Genomic DNA, 14693 nt, shown 5'->3' on the forward strand with positions numbered 1-14693 from the left:
CGCCCCCATGGCGTACCGATACGGCGGCCGCGGCATCGGCCTCATCGGGATCATCTACATCATCATCGGCGTGTTCGTCGCATGGGACCGCGGCTACATCTACGAGGACCTGCTCCGGCGCGTCGGCAGCGCGCTGCTCGCCATATTCCTGTGGTTCCTCGTCCTGCTCGAGGTCGATCTGCACATCAACGCGTGAGCCGAACCTCGCGTTCGGGCCATAGTCCCCGAGTCCGCCCGGAGGTACGTTCCGTCCATGGCCAAAGGTGGATGCAGTTGTGGACACGGCGGTAGTTGCTCATGCCCGAAGGGATGCTCCTGCGGCTGCAACGGCTGACCGCTACCGCCCGGTGAAGACGTCCGGATAAACGAAGAGCCCGGGCGAGCCCCCCGTGTGCCAGAACACGACGGTCTCGCCCGGGCCGATCTCTCCCGACCGCACCATGCCGACCAGGGCCGCCGCGGCCTTCCCCGAATAGACCGGGTCCAGCAGGACCCCCTCCGTACGGGCGAACAGCCGCACGGCCTCGGTCATCTCCGGCGTGGGCACGCCGTAGCCGGGGCCGAACCAGTCGTCGCGCACGCTCCGGCCGCCGGCGCGCGGTTCGACGCCGAGCAGGGCGGCGGTCTCCCCGAGCAGCGTGTCGAGCTCGGCGGCGGTCTCGTCCGCCGGCCGGTAGACGCAGGCCGCCTCGACGACGGCCGGCAGCCGCGCGTGCTCGAGGCCGAGCAGCAGCCCGGCGACGGTCCCGGTGGTGCTGGAGGCGACCACGATCCGGTCGACCCCGCCGATCTCCGGGCTCCGTTCCGCCTGCCCGGCGAACTCCAGCGCGGCGGCGACGTACCCGAGGGTGCCGACGGCGTTCGAGCCGCCCGGCGGGATCACGAAGGCGGGCCCGATCTCCTCCAGCGCCGCCAGCGTCTCGTCCATGCCGTCCACCACGCGCACGCGGGCGCCGAGCACCCCGTCGAGCAGCACGTTGCCGGACGTCTCGTACAGCGTGTCCGTGCGCGGCACCGAGCGGCTGAGCAGCAGCTCGCACCGCAGGCCCAGGCGCGCGCACGCGGCGGCGGTCTGCCGTGCGTGGTTGGACTGCACCGCGCCGAACGTGACGACCGTCGTGTGCCCCTCGGCCAGCGCCTGCCCGAGCAGGAACTCCAGCTTGCGCGTCTTGTTGCCGCCGAGCGCCAGGCCGGTGCAGTCGTCGCGCTTGATCCAGATCCGGGTGCCGCCGCCCAGCTCCGCCGCGAGCCGCGGCGCCGGCTCCAGCGGGGTGGGCCAGTGCCCGAGGACGGTGCGCGGATGCGGGGCGAGCAGATCGATCATGGCGCCATTCTGCGCCACAGGGTCGGCGTCTCGCCACGGTGCCCGGCGGTGACGCCGACGGCGACGATCTCGGTGGCGTGCGTGGTCAGCACGTTGATCCGCTGGTCCCCCGGGCCGTCCAGCCCGGTGCCGGTGGCGGGCACCCGCGTCCAGGCGGCGCCGTCCGGCGAGCTCCACACCGTCACGTCCCGGCCGCCGGGCTCGCCGGTGACCCCGGCGAGCACGAAGCCCCGGGCCGTGCTCACGACCGCCGTGGCCCCGGTCGCGGCGGCCCCGGCCGGCGCGGTGGTCTGCCAGGTCAGCCCGCCGTCCGCCGAGACGACCGCGCCGCCCGCCGTCGTGAGCGCGACCAGGCGGGCGCCGTTCGCGGCCACGTCGGTGAGCACTCCGGTGCCCTCGGGCGCGCGCCGCACCGTCCACTTCAGTCCGTCGGCGGAGGTCCAGACGGCCGCCCGGGCGGTGCCCTTGCCGTCCATGGAGCCGCCGACCGCCGCGTAGCCGGCGGGCGTCGCCGTGACGTCGCGCATCCACATGCGGCGGTCGAGCCCGGCGGCCGGCGTCCAGGTCCTGAGGTCGGCCGACCGCCACGCCGCCGCCGACCCGCGCGACGCGCCGACCACGACATAGCCGCCGGCACCCGCCGCGGCGGCCATCAGGCTGCCGTCGCCAGCGATGGTGGCGGGCCTCCAGGCCGTCCCGTCCGCCGAGGTCAGGGCCAGCGGACGATCCCTGTCGCCGCGGCCGACGGCGACCCAGCCCGCGCCGCCCGACGCGACGTCGCTCAGCGCCCCCTTGCCGAACGTGCCCTGCGCGCGGGCCCAGCCGTCCGGGGTCGCGGTGGTCCAGACGGCCGCCCCGCCGTTGGTGCCGCCGACGGCGACCAGGCGCCCGGCGGCGCCGGACGCGATGGCGGCGACCGAACGTTCCGGCTGGACCGCTCCCGCCACCGGCCGCAGATCGACGGCCTGGCCCGACACCGCCAGGAAGGGGTCGTCGCCGCGGTGCCCGGCGACGACCGGGACGCCGCCGTCGGCCACGGTGACACCGTTCGCGGCGGCGCCGCGAACGTCCCCGGCCGGCTGCCACGCCCTGCCGTCCGTGCTGCGCATCAGCCTGCCGCCGGCGAGCGCGGCCAGCCCGGCGGCCGAGCCGCCGGCCAGCCGGTCGAGCACGCCGGTCCGCGCCAGGGCGGTCCAGGACGAGCCGTCCGGCGAGTGGAACACGACGGTGAAACGTTCCGTCCTGCGCTTCTTCTTGGGCCCGGTGACGCGCTTGCCCGCCCGGATGGCGAAGAACCCGCCCGGTCCGGTGACCAGGCCGGAGGCCGCTCCGTACGAACCCTGGCCATGAGGGACGTAGGCCCGCGCCCACGTCCTCCCGCCGTCGGCCGACCGCCAGAGCGCGGGCTCGCGGACGGTGGTCCTGCGCTTCTTCGCGCCCTTGCCCTTGGTGGCCGTCCGGCTGATCTCGCCCCGCGCCAGAACCGTGTCGCCGGAGGCCACGACCCGGTCGAAGGCCACCACGCCGGGCACCCTGGGACGTTCCAGGCGCTGCCAGGAACGGCCGTCCACCGACGTCCACAACACCGCGTGGTCGCCCGTGCGCCCGACCGCGACGAAACCCGACGCGGCGCGGGCGAGCCCGGTCACCTCGTCCTTGGGCTGGACCGGGATCGTGGCGCGGGTCCAGGTCCGCGCGTCGCCGCTGGACCAGGCGGCGCCGCCGTCGCCGAGGGCCGCCCAGGCGCCCTGCCCTCCCGCGACGTGGCGGGGACGGTCGCCGGGCGCGGGCTCGCCGCCGTCCGCGGCGCGGATGCTCGCGAGCCGCCAGGTCCGTCCGGCGTCGGCGGAGACCAGGAACTGGGCGCGGGCCGCCGCCTCGGTGCCCTCGGCGCCCGCCGCGACCACGGTCGGGCCCGCGGCGGCCACGGCCGCGAGATCCTGAACGCGGCCGTCGGTGGTCGCGGCCGGGTCGACGGCGAAGAACCCGTCGGCGAGTTCGGCACCGGGGATCGCGGCGGCGCGCCCTTCCTCCTCGCCGCCGGTCACCGCGTACACGCCGCCGCCCACGACCACCACGGCGGCAACGGTCACCGCTGCCGCCCTGCCGACCCGGCGCTTCCTCCGCGCCGGAGCCGCCTCGGCGGACTCGACCGGTCGGGCCGGGGTCGCGGGCTTGGCGGAGGCGGCGGCTCTGGGCGCGGCCGAGGGCTTCGCGGCCTTGGGGGCGGTCGCCGCGGGCTTGGCGGGGCCGGGCTTCGCCTTGACCGTCTTGACGGCCTTGGACGCCTTGGCGGGCTGAGCCTGCTTCACCGGCTTCGGCTTGGCCTTCTTCGCGGGCTTGGCGAGCTTCGCGGACTTGGCGGGGACGGCCGGAGCGGCGGCGGCGGCGCCCGGCCAGGGCACGTCGGCCTTGCTCCAGGCCTGGTCGGCCTGCTGCCACGACGACCCGGCCGGTGTCGCCCGTACCACCGCGTCCGTGGTCCGCGCGGCGGCGTCGGCCGCCCGCGCGGTGTCGAACGTCAGCCGCCGCCGGATCTCCCGGGAGCCCTGCGGGTCCGAAAGCTCAGGGGTCCTCGCCGTCACTCGCGCTCCTTCGCCTGTGCGATGGCTCACCATCAAACCGTGCCGCATCCACCTTCGTGCGGAGATCGGTCCGATCGGCAGCCGATCAGGCTGCGGGAGCGTTCATATCACCTCATGAACGTTCATGGCCGGGCGGATAATCTTTTACATCGATCCGTCCCTTATAGGCGATTCCGCGCACCTGCACGACCTGCGGATCCGCGTCGGCCGGACCGCTCAGGTCGGCCGAGACGCCGACGCCGCCGACCTCGACCCGGACGCCCGGCGGCACGATGATCTCGACGGTCGACTTGTAGGCGACCACGAGGAGCGTGGTGACCCGGCCCGTCCACTCCGCGTCGCGCAGGTCGAGCAGGCAGCCGCCCTTGTAGGCGGCCGACGCGTACGTCTCGGGCACCCGCCAGCGGCCCGACCGCCGGACGGACTGCTTGCAGGCCAGCTGGAACCGTGTACCGAGACCCGTGCGGGCCACCGGCACGGGGCTCGGGCCCTTCGCGGTGCCGGGCGCCGGCGGCAGGTCGGCGGCCAGCCGGTCGAGCTCCCCGTGCGTCCTGGACGCCAGGACCAGGTCGATGCGCTCGTCCAGCTCGCGCTCGGTGAGGCGCCCCTCCGCGTACGCGGTGTGCAGGCGCACCAGCAGGGCGTCCCGATCGCGGTCCGATGCGCGCAGGGCGGGTTCCGCCCGTTCCTGGCCCATGGTTCCTCCCTCGCGGCGGAGGCGAATCGAGATGTATCTTAACCTGCTCATCGCTCGCTCTTCGAGAGGTACGGCACATTCCGGCCAGGCCGCCACGTCACCCCGTCTCCCCCGGCGGACTCGCCCTCGGCGCCTACCGGCCCGGCCAGGGCTTTTCCACTAGATTCGGCCTCGTGGTGAGCAGCATCGTCGGGCACGCCCACGGCCCCTACACGCTCTATGACCTGGACGCCATGCCGGACGACGGCAGGCGGCACGAACTCGCCGACGGCTGGCTCACCGAGCTGCCCGCCGACATGTGGCACGACCACGCCGCCGAGCGCCTCAAGGAGATCCTCAAGGAGGCCGCCCGGCAGGCCGACGCGGACATGCACGTCGCGGGCTTCCCGCAGGACGTCACCACCCCGGCCGGGGTCCGCAAGCCGGACGTCTTCGTGGTCAACAGGGACGTCGCCCGCACCGCGCTCGAGAGCCGGACCCGCCGCACCTACTACGGCCCCGACCTCCTGCTGGTCGCCGAGGTCGTGTCGCCCCGTACGGGCAGCGAGGTGACCGACCGGGTCACCAAGGTCGGCGAGTACGCGGGGATCGGCATCCCGCACTACTGGCTCATCGACCTGGAGCCGCGCCCCAAGCTGACGGTCCTGGAGCTCACCGCGTCGGGATACCGGATCACCGGGCGGGTCAAGGCGGGCGAGCCGTTCGTCACCCGGACTCCCTTCCCGGTCGACTTCGACCCGGCGCGGCTCTCCGAGATGGAGTGAGCCGGGGGACGGAACGAGCGGGGGCCGCCCGCTGGCCGGATCCTTTCGGTCAATGACGATCAGGCCGCTGTCGGGCGGCCGCCGGGCGCGGGCAGGCTGGACGGCATGACCACTCTCATGCGCGCCATCGGCCAGGACGTCCTCGGCGGCCCGGACGTCCTCGAGGAGATCGAGATCGACCGTCCCGAACCGGGGCCGACGGAGGTCCTGGTGCGCGTGCGCGCCGCCGGGGTCAACCCGACCGACTGGAAGCACCGCGCCACCGGAGGGCTGCTGGGCGCGCCGCCGTTCGTGCTCGGCTGGGACGTCTCGGGGGTGGTGGAGCGGACCGGGCTCGGCGTGGCGCTGTTCAAGCCGGGCGACGAGGTCTTCGGCATGCTGACGTACCCCGGCGGCCACGGCTCGCACGCCGAGTACGTCGCCGCGCCCTCCCGCCACTTCGTCCGCAAGCCCGCCGGAATCGACCACGTGCAGGCCGCGGCGCTGCCGCTGGCCGCGCTCACCGCGTGGCAGTCGCTGGTCGACGTCGCCGGCGTCCAGGCCGGTCAGCGGGTGCTGGTGCACGCCGCGGCGGGCGGGGTCGGGCATCTGGCCGTCCAGATCGCCAAGGCGCGCGGCGCGTACGTCATCGGCACCGCCAGCGCGGCCAAGCACGGCTTCCTGCGCCGCGTCGGGGTGGACGAGCCGGTCGACTACCGGACGGCCGACTTCGCCGAGACCGTCCGGGACGTGGACGTCGTGCTCGACACGATCGGCGGCGGCTACGGGCCCCGCTCGGTGCGGACCCTGCGGCCGGGCGGCCTGATCGTGTCCCTCGTGCTGAGCGCCCTGGAGGAGTTCGACACCACCGGCGTCCGGGCCGAGAACGTGCTGGTCGAGCCCGACCACCACGCCATGAAGGAGGTCGCCGCGCTCGCCGCGGCCGGCCGGCTGCGGGCCGAGATCGACACCGTGCTGCCGCTCGCCGACGCCGCCAGGGCCCACGAACGCGGCGAGACCGGCGCGGTCACCGGAAAGATCGTCCTGACGGTGTGAACGTGTGAACATGTGATCGCGCCACCGGAAGGCCCCGCGGCCGTGGGAGGAAGAGAAAGAAGGAGGGCTGGGCGGGTGACCCGGGCACCCCGCTCCCGTGCCACCCGCCATGGGCACGGGCCAGACGACGCCCCGTCCTGAACCGTGCCGGAGACCAGCATGACCGGCCCCGATCAACAACCGATCAGCAGCGGATGAATAGGCTCGTACCGTGCTGCTGCTCACCACGCTGGAAGCCTGGCGGAACGGCGAACCCGATCCGCGCTTCGTCCTCGCCGACGCCGGGGCCGTCTGGGCGCCCGACGACGGCGCGGCCGCCCTGGCCGTCGCCGACGACGTGTTCCCCGCCGGGCAGGTCGTCGCGGTCACCTTCGACGGCCCGCCGCACGGGACGGTCGACCGCACCGCCGCGTCGGACGTCCGCTACCTGCGCCGCGCGCCCGGCGGCCGCCACAGCGCGCTGCTCGAACGCCCGGAGACCGCCGCCGCGCTCGACCTTCTCCCCCACCCCGAGGGCGGGTGGTACCGCGAGACGTGGAAGACCTCGGCGTCCTTCGCCCCGGACGGCTACCCCGGCGAACGCGCCAGCGCGACCGGCATCTACTTCCTCCTGCCGCCGGGCGAGGAGTCGATGTGGCACGCCGTCCGGTCCGACGAGGTCTGGCTGTGGCACTCCGGCGGCCCGCTGACGTTGCTGCTCGGAGGTGACGGCGATCGTCCCGACGAGACCCGTCCCGGCGGGACGACGGCCGTCACCCTCGGCGCCGACCTGCGGGCGGGTCAGGTCCCGCAGGCCGTCGTCCCCGCCGGAGCGTGGCAGGCGGCGCGTCCCGCCGCCGCCCGCGAAGTGCTGGTCAGCTGCGTGGTCTCCCCCGGATTCGACTTCGCCGACTTCCGGGTCTGAGGCCGCGTCCGCACCTGCCCGGCCGGCGCCTACTCGCCGCCGAACGCCGCGTCGAACGACGTGGTGGGCGGCGTGATGGAGTTGAGCGCGCGGACGTACTCCAGCGCCTCGGGCGCGCCCTGGAGCCGGTCCATGCCCGCGTCCTCCCACTCGATCGAGATCGGGCCGTCGTAGCCGATCGCGTTGAGCGCGCGGAAGCAGTCCTCCCACGGCACGTCGCCGCGTCCGGTGGACACGAAGTCCCACGAGCGCCGCAGGTCCGCCCACGGCAGGTGCGACGACAGCCGGCCCCGGCGCCCGTCGCGGGCGCGCAGCTTGGTGTCCTTGCAGTCGACGTGGTAGATCCGGTCGCTGAAGTCGGCCAGGAAGTTCACCGGGTCGACGTCCTGCCACACCATGTGCGACGGGTCCCAGTTGAGCCCGAACGCCGGGCGGTGGCCGATCGCCTCCAGCGTGGCGACGGTCGTGTGGTGGTCGTAGGCGATCTCGCTGGGGTGCACCTCGTGCGCGAACCGCACGCCCACCTCGTCGAACACGTCCAGGATCGGGTTCCAGCGGGCGGCGAAGTCGGCGTACCCGCGTTCGATCATCCCCGGCGTGACCGGTGGGAACATCGCGACCAGATGCCAGATGGACGAGCCGGTGAAGCCGACGACCGTGTCGACGCCGAGCTTCGCGGCGGCCCGCGCGGTGTCCTTGATCTCCTCCGCGGCCCGCCGCCGCACGCCCTCGGGCTCGCCGTCGCCCCAGATGCGGGCGGGCAGGATCGCCTCGTGCCGCTCGTCGATCGGGTCGTCGCAGACCGCCTGCCCGACGAGGTGGTTGGAGATCGTCCACACCTTCAGGTCGTGCTTGGCCAGCGTCTCCAGCTTGCGCGGCACGTACGAGTCGTCCGCCAGCGCCTTGTCGACCTCGAAGTGGTCGCCCCAGCAGGCGATCTCCAGCCCGTCGTACCCCCACTGGGAGGCGAGCCGGCAGACCTCCTCGAACGGCAGGTCGGCCCACTGCCCGGTGAACAGGGTGATCGGCCGTGTCATCTCATCAGCTCCCCTCGACGGCGGCCCAGCCGCTGCCGCGTTCCGCGCTGTCCTGGACCGCCGCCAGCACTCGCTGCACCTGGAGCCCGTCGGCGAACGAGGGCCGCGGGTCGGTGCCGTCGGCGATGGCGGCCAGCAGGTCGGCGATCTCATGGGTGAAGGTGTGCTCGTACCCGAGCACGTGTCCCGGCGGCCACCACGCGCCCGCGTACGGGTGCGAGGGCTCGGTGACCAGGATGCGGCGGAACCCGGCGGTCTCGCCGTCGTCGGTCCCGTCGTGGAACCACAGCTCGTTCAGCGACTCCAGGTCGAACGCGAGACTGCCGCGGGAGCCGTTGACCTCGATGCGCAGCGAGTTCTTGCGGCCGGTCGCGAACCGGGTCGCCTCGAACACCGCCGTCGCGCCGCGCCGCGTCCGCCCGATGAACAACGCCGCGTCGTCCACGGTCACGCGGGCGGTGCCACCGTCCGGGTGGGGCCGTTCCGGCACGAACGTCTCGGTCAGCGCGGAGACCCCGGCGACGGTGTCGCCGGTGATGAACTGCGCGGTGTCGATGATGTGCGCCCCGATGTCGCCGAGCGCGCCCGACCCGGCGCGGTCGCGGTCCATCCGCCACGTCCACGGCGACCGCGGGTCGCTGAGCCAGTCCTGAAGGTACTGCGCCCGGATGTGCCGGATGGTGCCGAGGCGCCCCTCCAGCACGAGCTTGCGGGCGAGCGTGACCGCCGGCACCCGCCGGTAGTTGAACCCGACCATCGACTTCACCCCGCGGGCGGCGGCGCGTTCGGCGGCGGCGACCATCGCCTCCGCCTCGGCGACCGTGTTGGCCAGCGGCTTCTCGCACAGCACGTGCTTGCCCGCGTCGAGCGCGGCGACCGCGATCTCGGCGTGGCCGTCGCCCGGCGTGCAGATGTCGATCAGCCCGATGTCGTCGCGGCGGAGCAGTTCCTTCCAGTCCGTCTCGGCCGACGCCCAGCCGAGCCTGTCCGCCGCCGCGCGCACCTCGTTCCCGGTGCGGCCCGCCAGCGCGGCCATCACGGGCCGCACCGGCGGGTCGAAGAACGGCACGACGCTACGCCACGCCTGGGAGTGCGCGCGTCCCATGAACGCGTACCCCACCATCCCGACCCCGACCGTGGTCATACGTCTCCCTTCCAGTACTCGCCCTCAGGACACCGCGTACGGAGACCGTCAGGACTCGAAGCCGAGCGGCAGGTAGCGGTCCACGTTGTCCTTGGTGATCGTCTCCGATGCCAGGGTGATGGACTGCGGGACCTGGAGCTCGACCAGGTCGCCCATGCCGCGGCCCTGGCCGAGCAGGCGGGCCACCTTGATGGCCGAGCCTGCCATGGTCGGGCTGTAGGTGACGGTCGCCTCGAGGACGCCGCCGGCCTTGATCTCGCGCATCGCGTTGGCCGAGCCGGCGCCGCCGACCATGAAGAACTCCTTGCGGCCCGCCTGCTTGATGGCGGCGAGCACGCCCACGCCCTGGTCGTCGTCGTGGTTCCAGAGAGCATCGATCTTCTTGTGCGCCTGGAGCAGGTTGCTGGCGACCTGGTTGCCGCTCTCCACCGTGAACTTGGCGTCCTGCTTGGCGGTCACGCTGAAGCCGTAGGTCTTGAGCGCGTCGGCGAAGCCCCTGCTGCGGTCCTGGGTCAGCGGCAGGGTGGCGATGCCCTGGATCTCCAGGATGACCGGCTTGGCCACGCCCTTGTCCTTGAGCTTCTTGCCGACGTAGTGCCCCGCCGCGACGCCCATGCCGTAGTTGTCGCCGCCGATCCAGGACCGGTACGAGAGCTTGTCGGGGAAGATCCGGTCGAGGTTGACGACCGGGATGCCCGCGTCCATCGCCTTGCGCGCGACCTGGTTGAGCTGCTCGCCGTCGTTGGGCAGCAGCACCAGCACGCCGACCTTCTGCGAGATCAGCGACTCGACCGCGGAGATCTGCTGGTTGATGTCGTTGGTGGGCTCGACCGGCTTGTACGTGACGTCGGAGTACTGCTTGGCCGCCGCCTGGGCGTTCTTGGCGATCGCCCCGATCCAGCCGTGGTCGGCGGCGGGCGCGGAGAAACCGATGGTCACCTGCTTGCCGGGCTTGTCGTTGTCGCCGCCCGCGTTGCCGACCTGCGCGGCCGGCGCCGGGTCCTTCTCGTCGTTGCTGGTGCAGCCCGCCGTGAGGGCGCCTGCTCCGATCATCGCGCCGCCGAACAACACTCCGCGACGGCTGAGACGGCTTTCGGTCATGTCCTGCTCCAGGGGTGGGGGGTGATCTGGCCGATCGACGGGGGGCGATATGGGTCAGGTGCGCTGGGCTATGTGGGAGTGCGCAGGGCACGGCGCTGCAGCAGGACGGCGATCACGATGATCACGCCCTTGGCGATCAGCTGGTCGCTGGTCTGCAGGCCGTTGAGGATGAACAGGTTGGTGATGAGGGTGAAGACGAGCACGCCGAGGATCGAGCCGACGAGCGTGCCGCGTCCCCCGGTGAGCAGCGTCCCGCCGATGATGACGGCGGCGATCGCGTCCAGCTCGTACAGGTCTCCGTGGGTGCTGGAGCCGGTGGTGGTACGGGCCATGATGATGATCGCGGCGATGCCGCAGCAGAGCCCCGACAGCCCGTACAACATCAGGGTGTGCCGCCGGATGTCGATGCCCGCCAGCCGGGCGGCCTCGGGGTTGCCGCCGACCGCGAAGGTGCGGCGGCCGAACGTGGTGCGGTTGAGCAGGATCCAGCCGGCGACCGCGACGGCCGCGAACATGTACACCACCAGCGGCAGGCCGAGCACCTTGGTGGTGGACAGCGCCTCGATCACGTCGTTCTCCGGCCGGATCAGCTGCGTCTTGCGGTCGGACATGCGCTGCGCGAGGCCGCGGGCGGCGACGAGCATGGCGAGGGTGGCGATGAACGGCACCATCCGCCCGTACGAGATCAGCAGCCCGTTGACCAGGCCCGCGCCGGTGCCGACGAGGACGGCGCACACCATCATCACCCACGGTCCGTACGACTGGGTGGCCACGGTGGTCGCCCACACCGACGCCAGCGCCATGATCGCGCCGACCGACAGGTCGATGCCGCCGCCGATGATGACGAAGGTCATGCCGACGGTGATGACGCCGATCGTCGCGGCGAGCGCGAGGATGCCGACCAGGTTGCTGGACGTCGCGAAGGTGTCGGGCTCGGTGATCAGCCCGACGATCGCCAGCAGCACCAGGGCCGCCACGAGCCCGACGTGCCGGACCTCGCCCATGCCCTGCCAGGCGCGGCGAGCGCCGTTGGCCGGTGCGGGGGCCTTCTTGACGGAGGTGGCGTCGTTCACGGTGTTTCGCCCCCTTGGTTGTGCCCCGCCGCCCCCATGGCGCTGCCCTCCATGAGCAGGTTGAGTACGCGGGATTCGTCGAGGTCGCCGGCCGGCGCCTCGTGGATGAGGTGGCCCTCCCGGACCACCAGAACGCGGTCGGCGAGCCCGAGCACCTCGGGGACCTCGCTCGACACGAGCAGGACGGCGATGCCCTCGTCGGCCAGCCGCCGGATGACGCCGTAGAGCTCGGACCGGGCGCCGACGTCCACGCCGCGGGTCGGTTCGTCCAGGATGAGCAGCTTGCGGCCGTTGAGCAGCCAGCGGGCCAGGATGACCTTCTGCTGGTTGCCGCCGGACAGGGTCTTCACCGGCCGGCGCGGGTCGGGCGGCCTGATGTCGAGCGCCTTGATCTGCTCGACGGCGTCCACCTGCTCGCGGCGCCGGTCCATCCAGCCCGCCTTCGCGTACCGGCCGAGCCCGGCGAGGCTGATGTTGGCGGCGACGGTCTCGTCCAGCAGCAGCGCCTGGCTCTTGCGCTCCTCCGGCGCCAGGCCCATCCCGCGCCGCACCGCCGCGCTGGTGTCGCCGTGCCGCACCGGGCGCCCGTCCATCAGCACCCGGCCGGACGTGGGCCGGCGCGCACCGTAGATCGTCTCCAGGATCTCCGAGCGGCCCGCGCCCACCAGCCCGGCGAGGCCGACGATCTCGCCGCCGCGGACGCTGAACGAGACGTTCTCGAAGGCGCCCTTGAGCGTGAGGTCCTCGACCCGCAGCACCTCGGGCCGGTCGTCGGCGGGCGCGCCCCGCCCGGGGAACGCGTACTCCACGTCCCGGCCGGTCATCAGCGCGACGACCTGGCCGGTGGGGGTGTCGCGGGCGGGCAGGTTGCCCGCCACCGAACGGCCGTCCTTGAGCACCGTGACGCGGTCGCCGATCTCGCGGATCTCGGCGAGGCGGTGCGAGATGTAGACGACCGCCACCCCGGCGGCGGTCAGCTCCCGGATGATGCGGAAGAGGTTCTCGACCTCGTCGTGGGCGAGCGCGGCGGACGGCTCGTCCATGATGATCAGGCGCGCCTCGTGCGACAGCGCCCGCGCCATGCTCACGACCTGCTGGCCCGCGGCGGGCAGCCGGCCCACCTCGCGGCGCGGCGGGATCTCCGGGTGCCCGAGCCGGGTGACCAGGTCCCGGGCCCGCCGTTCCACCTCGCCGCGCTGCGTGAAGCCGAACCGCGCCCGTTCGTGCCCCAGGAAGATGTTGTCGGCGACCGACAGGCCGGCGACCAGGTCCAGCTCCTGGTAGATGGTCGCGATCCCGGCGCGCATCGCGGCGGTCGGGTCGGCGAACCGCTGCGGGACCCCGTCCAGCTCGATCTCGCCCTCGTCGGGCCGGTGCGCTCCGGCCAGCACCTTGATGAGGGTGGACTTGCCGGCGCCGTTCTGGCCGAGGAGGCAGTGCACCTCGCCGGCGCGCACCTCCAGGTCGACGCCGTCCAGCGCGCGGACGCCGGGGAACTGTTTGACGATCCCGCTCATCCGCAGCAGCGGTGGCGAGCTGGCTTGGCCCACGGGGCCTCCTCGGACGGGGGTGGGGAACGAGGGTCGGGCGGTGCGTGTCGGGCGGTGCGTGTCAGGCGTGCGTGTCAGGCGTGCGTGTCAGGCGGCGGAGAAGACGTGGTCGCTGATGAGGCGGGTCGCGCCGACGACGCCGGCGGTCCCGGGGAGCTCGGACAGGACGATGGGCAGGTTGCCGGTCGCCAGCGGCAGCGACCGGCGGTAGACGACGCTGCGGATCTCGGCGAGCAGGGTGTGGCCGAGACCGGCGACCCCGCCCGCGATGATGACCAGGCCCGGGTTGAAGAAGCTGACGAGCCCGGCGAGCACCTGGCCGACGTGCCGGCCGCCCTCGCGGACGAGCCGGACCGCCTCCGGGTCGCCCGCGGCGGCGGCCTCGGCCACGTCGCGGGCGGTGATCTCGGCGCCGCTCTCCAGCCGCCGCGCCAGGTACGGCGACCGGCCGGAGCGGGCGGCGGCGAGGGCGTCGCGGGTCAGGGCCGCGCCGCCGAAGTAGGCCTCGAGGCAGCCCGCGTTGCCGCACGCGCAGATCGGGCCGTCGTCGTCGATGCGGATGTGGCCGATGTCGCCCGCGCTGCCGGAGACGCCGCGGTAGATCGTGCCGTCGACGACGATCCCGCAGCCGATACCGGTACCGATCTTGAGGAGCAGGAAGTCGTCCACCGCGCGGGCGAGGCCGGCGTGCAGCTCGCCGAGGGCCATGATGTTCACGTCGTTGTCGACCAGCACCGGGCAGCCGAGCTCCTGGCCGATCGCGTCCCGGACCGGGAAGCGGTCCCAGCCGGTCATGATGGGCGGCACCACCGGCATGCCGTCGCGGAAGCTGACCGGGCCGGGCACCCCGATGCCGGTGCCGTGCACCTGCGGGATCAGGCCCTCGTCGCGCAGCTTGCCGAGCAGGTCGAGCGCCCGGTCGAGCACGACGGTGGCGCCCTGCCGCACGTCGCACGCCTCGGTGACGTGCCCGAGGATCTCCAGCTCGCCGTTGGTCACCGCGACGTCGATCGAGGTGGCTCCTATGTCGAACGCGACGAAGCGCAGGTTGGGCGAGAGGCGCACGATGCCGGACCGGCGGCCGCCCCGGGAGGCCGCCAGACCGGCCGTCTCGATGAGCCCGGACGCGACCAGCAGGTCGAGCTCCTGGGCCAGCTTCGAGCGGGACAAGCGGACGACGTCACCGAGCTCGGCCCGGGACCGGGGGCCCTCGTCGCGCAGCAGCCGCAGCAGGCGTGCCTGATGCGCGTTCGCAGGCCGAGCCGTCATCCGCATCACGCCGTCCTTCCTCGGGGCCCCGCGCGGGGGTTGTGGCGAGAACGTAACGCGCTTTCGCCGGATTGAGAAGACCTTTCCGTCGATCTCGTCAAACTTTCTCCACTCGCAGAACAAAGCCGGACATGACAACGCCGGCCCCGCAGGTCACGGGGCCGGCGTCAGGAGGCGCGGATCAGTCGCGCGCCGGTGCTCGCGTCGTCG

Annotated in this window: 13 protein-coding genes; 4 read left to right on the forward strand and 9 right to left on the reverse strand. The window is 73.3% G+C overall.

Annotated elements, in window-relative coordinates:
* Positions 1-7 precede the first annotated feature (7 nt).
* Positions 8-196, forward strand: coding sequence for a hypothetical protein (locus tag ABZ810_RS30435; protein ID WP_358409186.1), 189 nt, complete (start codon positions 8-10; stop codon positions 194-196).
* 141 nt (positions 197-337) lie between these two features.
* On the opposite strand, the gene ABZ810_RS30440 is transcribed toward ABZ810_RS30435, so the two are convergent.
* The 3 genes from ABZ810_RS30440 to ABZ810_RS30450 all read right to left on the reverse strand — a co-directional run bounded on the left by ABZ810_RS30440 (position 338) and on the right by ABZ810_RS30450 (position 4606).
* A complete protein-coding gene (locus tag ABZ810_RS30440) occupies positions 338-1324 on the reverse strand; it encodes a D-cysteine desulfhydrase family protein (protein WP_358409187.1) in 987 nt (328 codons plus the stop codon).
* Positions 1321-3909 (reverse strand): hypothetical protein, encoded by a 2589-nt coding sequence (locus tag ABZ810_RS30445; RefSeq protein ID WP_358409189.1) that lies wholly within the window; start codon positions 3907-3909, stop codon positions 1321-1323. The genes ABZ810_RS30440 and ABZ810_RS30445 overlap by 4 nt, the downstream gene beginning before the upstream one ends.
* A 112-nt stretch (positions 3910-4021) precedes the next feature.
* Positions 4022-4606 (reverse strand): DUF1707 domain-containing protein, encoded by a 585-nt coding sequence (locus tag ABZ810_RS30450; protein ID WP_358409191.1) that lies wholly within the window; start codon positions 4604-4606, stop codon positions 4022-4024.
* A gap of 173 nt (positions 4607-4779) precedes the next feature.
* Between ABZ810_RS30450 and ABZ810_RS30455 the strand changes: the two genes are divergently transcribed.
* The 3 genes from ABZ810_RS30455 (at position 4780) to ABZ810_RS30465 (ending at position 7309) form a co-directional block, all read left to right on the forward strand.
* Positions 4780-5370: a Uma2 family endonuclease gene (locus ABZ810_RS30455; protein ID WP_358409193.1), complete on the forward strand. Its 591-nt coding sequence runs from the start codon at positions 4780-4782 to the stop codon at positions 5368-5370.
* A 105-nt stretch (positions 5371-5475) separates the two neighbouring features.
* Entirely contained in the window at positions 5476-6405 is a 930-nt protein-coding gene (locus ABZ810_RS30460; protein ID WP_358409195.1) for an NADP-dependent oxidoreductase, read from the forward strand.
* A gap of 211 nt (positions 6406-6616) precedes the next feature.
* Positions 6617-7309: a cupin domain-containing protein gene (locus ABZ810_RS30465; RefSeq protein ID WP_358409196.1), complete on the forward strand. Its 693-nt coding sequence runs from the start codon at positions 6617-6619 to the stop codon at positions 7307-7309.
* A 29-nt stretch (positions 7310-7338) separates the two neighbouring features.
* On the opposite strand, the gene ABZ810_RS30470 is transcribed toward ABZ810_RS30465, so the two are convergent.
* The 6 genes from ABZ810_RS30470 to ABZ810_RS30495 all read right to left on the reverse strand — a co-directional run bounded on the left by ABZ810_RS30470 (position 7339) and on the right by ABZ810_RS30495 (position 14483).
* The gene (locus ABZ810_RS30470) at positions 7339-8346 is read right to left on the reverse strand and encodes a sugar phosphate isomerase/epimerase family protein (protein ID WP_358409198.1); all 1008 of its coding nucleotides are present in this window, start codon (positions 8344-8346) and stop codon (positions 7339-7341) included.
* Positions 8347-8350: 4 nt separating this feature from the next.
* Complete coding sequence (locus ABZ810_RS30475) at positions 8351-9490, reverse strand: Gfo/Idh/MocA family oxidoreductase (RefSeq protein WP_358409199.1); 1140 nt, start codon at positions 9488-9490, stop codon at positions 8351-8353.
* Positions 9491-9538: 48 nt separating this feature from the next.
* Positions 9539-10591 (reverse strand): substrate-binding domain-containing protein, encoded by a 1053-nt coding sequence (locus tag ABZ810_RS30480; RefSeq protein ID WP_358409201.1) that lies wholly within the window; start codon positions 10589-10591, stop codon positions 9539-9541.
* Between the two features lie 68 nt (positions 10592-10659).
* Positions 10660-11664 (reverse strand): ABC transporter permease, encoded by a 1005-nt coding sequence (locus ABZ810_RS30485; protein WP_358409202.1) that lies wholly within the window; start codon positions 11662-11664, stop codon positions 10660-10662.
* The gene (locus ABZ810_RS30490) at positions 11661-13214 is read right to left on the reverse strand and encodes a sugar ABC transporter ATP-binding protein (RefSeq protein WP_358409204.1); all 1554 of its coding nucleotides are present in this window, start codon (positions 13212-13214) and stop codon (positions 11661-11663) included. Before ABZ810_RS30490 ends, ABZ810_RS30485 begins: the two co-directional genes overlap by 4 nt.
* An 87-nt stretch (positions 13215-13301) precedes the next feature.
* Positions 13302-14483, reverse strand: coding sequence for an ROK family transcriptional regulator (locus ABZ810_RS30495; protein ID WP_358409206.1), 1182 nt, complete (start codon positions 14481-14483; stop codon positions 13302-13304).
* Positions 14484-14693: the final 210 nt, after the last annotated feature.

This window comes from Spirillospora sp. NPDC047279, assembly GCF_040643285.1.
In the GTDB taxonomy this organism is placed as follows: domain Bacteria; phylum Actinomycetota; class Actinomycetes; order Streptosporangiales; family Streptosporangiaceae; genus Spirillospora.